The sequence below is a fragment of the Streptococcus pluranimalium genome (assembly GCF_047785745.1).
In the GTDB taxonomy this organism is placed as follows: Bacteria; Bacillota; Bacilli; order Lactobacillales; family Streptococcaceae; genus Streptococcus; species Streptococcus pluranimalium_B.
Window position 1 is genome coordinate 22,244 of sequence record NZ_JBLOJT010000012.1, and the last position, 6,282, is coordinate 28,525.

General features: G+C 37.3%; 8 protein-coding genes. 2 read left to right on the forward strand and 6 right to left on the reverse strand.

Annotated features, from left to right (window positions below; translation table 11 throughout):
• Positions 1–3: 3 nt before the first annotated feature.
• Positions 4–684, forward strand: a complete 681-nt coding sequence (radC, locus tag ACMZ6U_RS03070; RefSeq protein WP_416106169.1) for a RadC family protein — start codon at positions 4–6, stop codon at positions 682–684.
• Here the strand turns inward: radC and ACMZ6U_RS03075 are convergent.
• The 6 genes from ACMZ6U_RS03075 to ACMZ6U_RS03100 all read right to left on the reverse strand — a co-directional run bounded on the left by ACMZ6U_RS03075 (position 681) and on the right by ACMZ6U_RS03100 (position 5,407).
• Positions 681–1,379 (reverse strand): gamma-glutamyl-gamma-aminobutyrate hydrolase family protein, encoded by a 699-nt coding sequence (locus ACMZ6U_RS03075; RefSeq protein WP_416106170.1) that lies wholly within the window; start codon positions 1,377–1,379, stop codon positions 681–683. The two genes, radC and ACMZ6U_RS03075, sit on opposite strands and share 4 nt — an antisense overlap.
• A 3-nt stretch (positions 1,380–1,382) precedes the next feature.
• Positions 1,383–2,024, reverse strand: coding sequence for a redox-sensing transcriptional repressor Rex (locus ACMZ6U_RS03080; protein ID WP_104967927.1), 642 nt, complete (start codon positions 2,022–2,024; stop codon positions 1,383–1,385).
• Between the two features lie 714 nt (positions 2,025–2,738).
• Positions 2,739–2,951 (reverse strand): DUF4649 family protein, encoded by a 213-nt coding sequence (locus ACMZ6U_RS03085; protein ID WP_416106171.1) that lies wholly within the window; start codon positions 2,949–2,951, stop codon positions 2,739–2,741.
• Positions 2,952–2,960: 9 nt separating this feature from the next.
• Positions 2,961–3,308, reverse strand: a complete 348-nt coding sequence (locus ACMZ6U_RS03090) for a DUF1831 domain-containing protein (protein WP_416106172.1) — start codon at positions 3,306–3,308, stop codon at positions 2,961–2,963.
• The gene (locus ACMZ6U_RS03095; RefSeq protein ID WP_416106173.1) at positions 3,308–4,426 is read right to left on the reverse strand and encodes a cysteine desulfurase family protein; all 1,119 of its coding nucleotides are present in this window, start codon (positions 4,424–4,426) and stop codon (positions 3,308–3,310) included. The genes ACMZ6U_RS03090 and ACMZ6U_RS03095 overlap by 1 nt, the downstream gene beginning before the upstream one ends.
• Before the next feature lie 6 nt (positions 4,427–4,432).
• Positions 4,433–5,407, reverse strand: coding sequence for a ribose-phosphate diphosphokinase (locus ACMZ6U_RS03100; RefSeq protein WP_416106174.1), 975 nt, complete (start codon positions 5,405–5,407; stop codon positions 4,433–4,435).
• 222 nt (positions 5,408–5,629) lie between these two features.
• Between ACMZ6U_RS03100 and ACMZ6U_RS03105 the strand changes: the two genes are divergently transcribed.
• Positions 5,630–6,282, forward strand: a 653-nt coding sequence (locus ACMZ6U_RS03105) for a ring-cleaving dioxygenase (RefSeq protein ID WP_416106175.1), incomplete at its 3' end; no start/stop codon positions are given.

Below are 6,282 nucleotides of genomic sequence, written 5' to 3' on the forward strand. Positions count from 1 at the left end.
TGTATGTATAACATTACCATTCCAAAAGAAGCTTTATTACCCCGTGAACGTCTGGTACAATTAGGGGCTGAAAAACTTAGTAATCAAGAATTGTTAGCGATAATATTAAGGACAGGTACTAAAAAAGAGCCTGTTATGGCTCTTTCTCAATCAATTTTGTCTGAGCTTGATAGTTTAGCAGAGTTGCATGATCTATCACTCCAAGAACTTCAGGGAATTCATGGCATTGGACAAGCTAAATCAACAGAACTAAAAGCCATGCTTGAGTTGGCAAAAAGAATTCAGGCATCAGAGAAAAAACGCTCAGAGAGGATGACAGGCAGCCAACAAGTCGCTAGAAAGATGATGATAGAGATTGGCAGAGAGAAGCAAGAACATCTTGTCGTTCTTTATCTTGATACACAAAATCATATTATTGAACAGCGTACTATTTTTATTGGTACGGTCAGACGATCAGTTGCTGAACCTCGCGAGATTTTGCATTATGCTTGTAAAAATATGGCAACATCAATGATTTTAGTGCATAATCATCCTTCTGGTACAGTAGAACCGAGTGAAAATGATTTACGTTTTACAGAAAAATTAAAACGTTGTTGTGACGATATGGGCATAATACTCTTAGATCATCTGATTATCGGACAGAAAGACTATTTCAGTTTTCGTGAAGAATCAGATCTTCTTTAGAGTTCATTGACCACAAAGTCAAACAGGCTTTGGTCAATTGGGCGACTATTGATTAATAATTCAGGATGCCATTGGACACCTAGATAAGGCACTTTTTGATTTTTATATTGGACGGCTTCAATAGTATCGTCTTTTGGATCGTGGGCAATGACTTCTAAATCACTAGCCAGATGATCAATACTTTGATGGTGAAATGAGTTAATGGTATTTCTTTCACCATAGATAGCTCGAAGAGGCGTTTTTTCTTTAACAAGCATTTCCTGTGTTAAATAGTCAGCGGGATCATCCTGCCAATGATTTTCAATATCTTGATGGAGGCTACCGCCAAGAGCAACGTTCATCAACTGGGTTCCTCGACAAACAGTGAATATGGGCTTTTGTTGTTTTAGAGCTTCAGCAAGAAGAGCGATTTCAAATAGATCTCGCTCTTCAAAGAAGTCATCATTATTTTTAGCCTGGTTTTCTTGCCCGTAGAGAGCAGGATTAACATTTTGGCCACCAGGTAAAATAAGTTTATCAACCATAGATATATACTGCCGAGCTGTGTCAGTATCAGAAATCGGTAAAATGAGTGGTAAACCACCAGCCCTTTTTAGACCCTCGACAAAACCATGAGGAACATAGTCTCTTAGTAAACCATTTTCAGGATTGACTCGACGGTTACCGGCTATTCCTATAATGGGTTGCTTAGTCATGGACTAGTTTTGTTTTTGATTCATAAAGTAAAGAAGTGTTTGCAACTCACTTGTCAAATCAACATATTGCACAACAACATCTTTTGGTACAGATAGATGAACAGGTGAAAAGCTTAGAATTCCCTTAATACCAGCTTCTACTAACTGATCTGCAACTTCTTGGGCTTGGAGGCTTGGAACTGTGAGGATAGCCGTTTCAATATCTGTATCCTTGAGAGTTTCTTTGATAGTAGAGATGCCATGAATTGGAATACCATCTGGAGAGCTTGTTCCAACGATGTCATTATCATCACGATCAAAAGCAATAGCAATTTGCATCTTGTTGCGATCATGGAAGCGATAGTGCATAAGGGCACGACCAATATTACCAACACCAACAAGAGTAACATTAGTTGTAGAGTGATCATCAAGAATATCAGCGAAGAAATTCATAAGTTTTTTGACATCGTAACCAAATCCGCGACGCCCTAACTCACCGAAATGAGAAAAGTCACGACGGACAGTAGCAGAGTCAATTCCCATAGCATCTGCGATTTGTTTAGAGCTTGCTTTTTCGATATTATCAGTGTTAAAACGTTTAAAGATACGGTAATACAGTGATAAGCGTTTGGCTGTCGCTTTAGGAATAGTTTTTTCAACAGACATGGCTGTCTCCTTTTCTAAGATGTATCTTGAGCTTAAACAATACATCACTTGTTTTAATCATTTTACTTACCTATTTTAAATAATCCTTGTGAAAAATGCAACTTTAATGTCTGGAATTGCTAAGCGAGATTAACCGAAATGGAGTGCTATCTTACTTGATCTGTGTATCAATTCATCGTGGTTGAAGAAGAAAAAATTAGTTATTGTGGTTTGATTCATTGATGTCTAAAGTGATTATTTCTACACTATTCTTAATAAGGTAGGGCTTAGAAGGAACCGACAATTCTTTATCTGGAGACAGTAGTTTTTAGCAAACACTTGATGCTATAGGGAAGATGGTATCCTTATAACTTAGTCGAATTCTCTACTTTTGTTATAAAACAGATGGCTATAGTAATCCTTTTTAAGATGAAAGTACTAAATCCCCTATTAATATCGCCTTTTAGTTAAGGAAGTTTAGAGAAAAGTATTATGTTTGAGATGATAGTCTTTTGAATTAACCTTGACATATCGTGACTGGCAACGCGCAGTACTCTGTAGGACAATCTTTGCTTGTCTTATACGCAATCTCGTCTGACAGTTAATTCATTTGACTACACTATTCATTCATGGAAGTCCAAGCAAAAGGGTAAGAGAATAAGTTATTATCATAAAAAAGAGAGTAAGATGACTTCTTAAAAATCTAAAAAGCTATCTTACTCTCTTAAGAGATTATTAATCGAGATTTTGTTTTTCTAAGGCATAAAAGAGGCTGCCAAAGTTACCTGTGTAATCAATTGTCTGATCCTTATAAATAACTTTAGTAACAGTGAAATGATCAGCAATACCAATCATACAAGCCATTTGTGATTGACGATAAGCATCGTAATTAGCATAGCTGATTTCTTTTTCTTGTTTAGCATCATTAAGGTAAGTGATAGTTAGCATACGAGTCTCCTATTGTTCTATTTTAGTAAATACATGACGTTCGATAAGACTATCCATAAGGAAATAGAACTTATCTTGAAGGATTTTATGATCTTCAGATTTAAAGATGTTAACGAGGCGGAGCCCAGACTGATCAGTGATATTTAATTTAAAACCTGTCAAATCTTTATGGATAACAATTTTTAAGAGAAAACCAACACCAGAATTAGGCAGTTCTTCTAAGATACGGCTAAACTCAAGGTGACCAACCTTATTTTCGGAAAAGGTTAAATCTTTAAGGGCGTATTTTTTGATGTTGGGATCAATTGCATAAGTGTAGCGACAGTCTTTAAGTGAAATGGATTGTTCAAAAGCCATTAGTTATCTCCTAATAATGATTTTAATAAATGCGCTAATCCGATCACTTCATCTTCGGTATTCAACTCTGAAAAGCTGATACGGATAGATTCTTGAAGTCTTGGAGAGTTATCTCCATATTTAGCAGCTAAAACATGACTGGGTTTCACAGTTCCCGCGGTGCATGCTGAGCCTGTTGAAACGGAATAGCCTTGTAGGTCAAGTTGAGTTAATAAGATGCCATTATTAGCACCTGGGAATCCAATATTAATGACATGTGGCATAGCCAATTCATTAGTATTGAGATAATAGCTCAGTCCATCAAGATGCCTTAAGAAGGTTTCTTTTAGGTGACTAACTTTAGACCAATTATTGGTAAGATTGTTTTGAGCATCTGCTAATGCTTTAGCCATTCCTGCAATACTAATAAGGTTTTCTGTACTCGCACGATGTTTGCTTTCTTGTTCGCCACCATGTAACAAAGAATCAAACTGTTGTTGGTGATGATAGAGGATACCCACGCCTTTAGGGCCGTGAAATTTATGACCTGATATGGACATAAAATCAATACCAAGTTCTTCTGGCTCAAGAGCTACTTTTCCTGCTACTTGAACAGCGTCAACATGAAAGGCAACAGGATGCTCTTTCAATAGAGCAGCGATATCAGCAATAGGAAGGAGGTCACCAGTTTCATTATTGGCGTACATAAGACTGACGAGAATCGTATCATCACGTAAGGCAGAGCGAACTTCTTCAGGACCTATGAGACCATTGACTGGCTGTAGATAGGTGACTTCAAAGCCAAAACGTTCTTCTAGGTAAGACAAGGTATGGAGAACAGAGTGATGTTCGATAGCAGAAGTGATAATGTGTTTTCCTTGATGCTGATGAGCTAAAGCGTAGCCTTTTAAAGCAGTATTATTACTTTCAGTACCACCAGAGGTAAATATAATATTATTTGGAGATGTTTTCATCACTGATGCGATGGTCTGTCGGTATTCTCTTAATTTTTGACTAGCTAATCGTCCATGTGCATGAATACTAGACGGGTTAGTCAACTGAAGAGCCATAACTGCTGTCATTTCAGCAATAACGGTCTCTGTTAAGGGAGTAGTTGCAGCATTATCCAAATAAATCAAAATATCTTAATCCTCGTCGTGATGAAATGTAAAGAGTGGGCTGAGTGGTTGTCTTTCTTGAATACGAACGATAGCATCTGCAAATAAATCACTAGCAGTGATATATTTGGCGTTTTGAGGCACACGTTCTTTAGACAAAACAGAGTCTGTCAAAAGAATTTCTTTGATAGGTGCAGCTTCTAAAATATCAGCAGCTCCTCCAGCAAAGAGACCATGACTGGCTACAGCATAAATGTCAGTAGCCCCTCCGCGTTTAACAATTTTACTTGCTTCCGCAAAAGTTTTACCAGTATTTAGAATATCATCGATAAGAATAGCTTTTTTGCCAGAAACATCACCGATGATGTAGCCTTCTTCTCGATGGCTATCGTCTTCCTGAGCATAGTCAATAATAGCGATAGGGGCATCAAGATATTCAGCTAGGCTGCGAGCACGCTTAATACCAGAATTTTTGGGACTAACGATAACAATATCTTCTCCAGAGAAGCCTTTATTGATGTAGTGTTCTGCAAATAAAGGAGTAGTGAATAAGTTATCAACTGGAATGTTAAAGAATCCTTGGACCTGAACAGCGTGGAGATCAAGGGTTACAACACGATCAACTCCTGCCTCAACTAACATATTGGCTACTAGCTTTGCTGTGATAGGTTCGCGAGAAGCAGCAACACGGTCTTGACGTGAATAACCAAAATATGGCATTACAGCAGTAATAGAGTTGGCACTTGCACGCTTACAAGCATCAATCATGATGAGCAATTCCCAAAGATTATCATTAACTGGAAAACTAGTAGATTGAATGATATAGATATCATCTCCACGAACACTCTCTTCAATATTAATCATGATCTCACCATCTGAGAATTGACGAGAAGATACTTTTCCGAGAGGAATTCCAGAGGCTTCCGCAATTTTTTCAGCGATGTCATTGTTTGATGTCAATGAAAAAAGTTTCATTTGAGGGTTGGCGTTTTTTTGTGCCATGACAAAATACTCCTTAATTTATTAATTCCTTTTTATTTTACCAAAAAAAGGAAGAAAAATACATGGAGAGTTACTGCTTAAGGAACTAGTTATCAATTAATCGAAAATAAAACTAATTAGTGATAAAATAATATTAAAACAAAGTGGAGAGAAAGGAGTAATCATGCAAGCCACTAGGGAATCCATCACATTAGTGCTATGGTTGGCGATTTGGAAAAGGTATTGACTTTTTATAGGGAAATTCTTGGATTACGGCTGGTCAAAAAAACAGTCAATTTTGATGATAAAATCGGCTATCATCTTTACTTTGGAAGTCAATCGGCTCCGCTTGGTCTACTGATAACTTTCTTTTCACAACAATTTCAAACAGGTCACAAAGGGAGTGGTCAAGTGGGAAAAATAGCTTTTAGGGTTCTCATTAACCAACTAGACTATTGGGAAAATCATCTAAAATCTTTTGGTATCAAAACTAAGAAAGGTCATTGGTTTCATCATAAAGCTCTTTATTTCAACGATTTTGACCAACTTGAGTTAGCATTAGTTGCCTCGGCAGAAGTATCAAACAATCCTGAAATAAAAGCTTTTCATGGACTTAGTATTTACTCTAGCCAGCCACAAGCTTCAAAAGAATTTTTGGAAAAGACTATGGGATTTGCTGTTGTAAGTGAGGATGAAGAGCATTTTTATTTAAAGGTTCCAGGGAAAAGATATGAGGAGCTGCTCATTGAGAAATTCGCATCACCGGCCAATATATGGGGTGTGGGAACGATTCACCATGTTGCTTGGTCCATATTTGATGAGATTGAAGAAAAAGCTTGGAGAAAATTTCTGATAGACGAGGGGCGAGATGTGACAGTTCTTAGGGATCGAAAATA

Coding starts and splice junctions, on each gene's coding strand:
- radC (WP_416106169.1), top strand. CDS start 4: ATGTATAACATTACCATTCCAAAAGAAGCTTTATTACCCCGTGAACGT.
- ACMZ6U_RS03075 (WP_416106170.1), bottom strand. CDS start 1,379: ATGACTAAGCAACCCATTATAGGAATAGCCGGTAACCGTCGAGTCAAT.
- ACMZ6U_RS03080 (WP_104967927.1), bottom strand. CDS start 2,024: ATGTCTGTTGAAAAAACTATTCCTAAAGCGACAGCCAAACGCTTATCA.
- ACMZ6U_RS03085 (WP_416106171.1), bottom strand. CDS start 2,951: ATGCTAACTATCACTTACCTTAATGATGCTAAACAAGAAAAAGAAATC.
- ACMZ6U_RS03090 (WP_416106172.1), bottom strand. CDS start 3,308: ATGGCTTTTGAACAATCCATTTCACTTAAAGACTGTCGCTACACTTAT.
- ACMZ6U_RS03100 (WP_416106174.1), bottom strand. CDS start 5,407: ATGGCACAAAAAAACGCCAACCCTCAAATGAAACTTTTTTCATTGACA.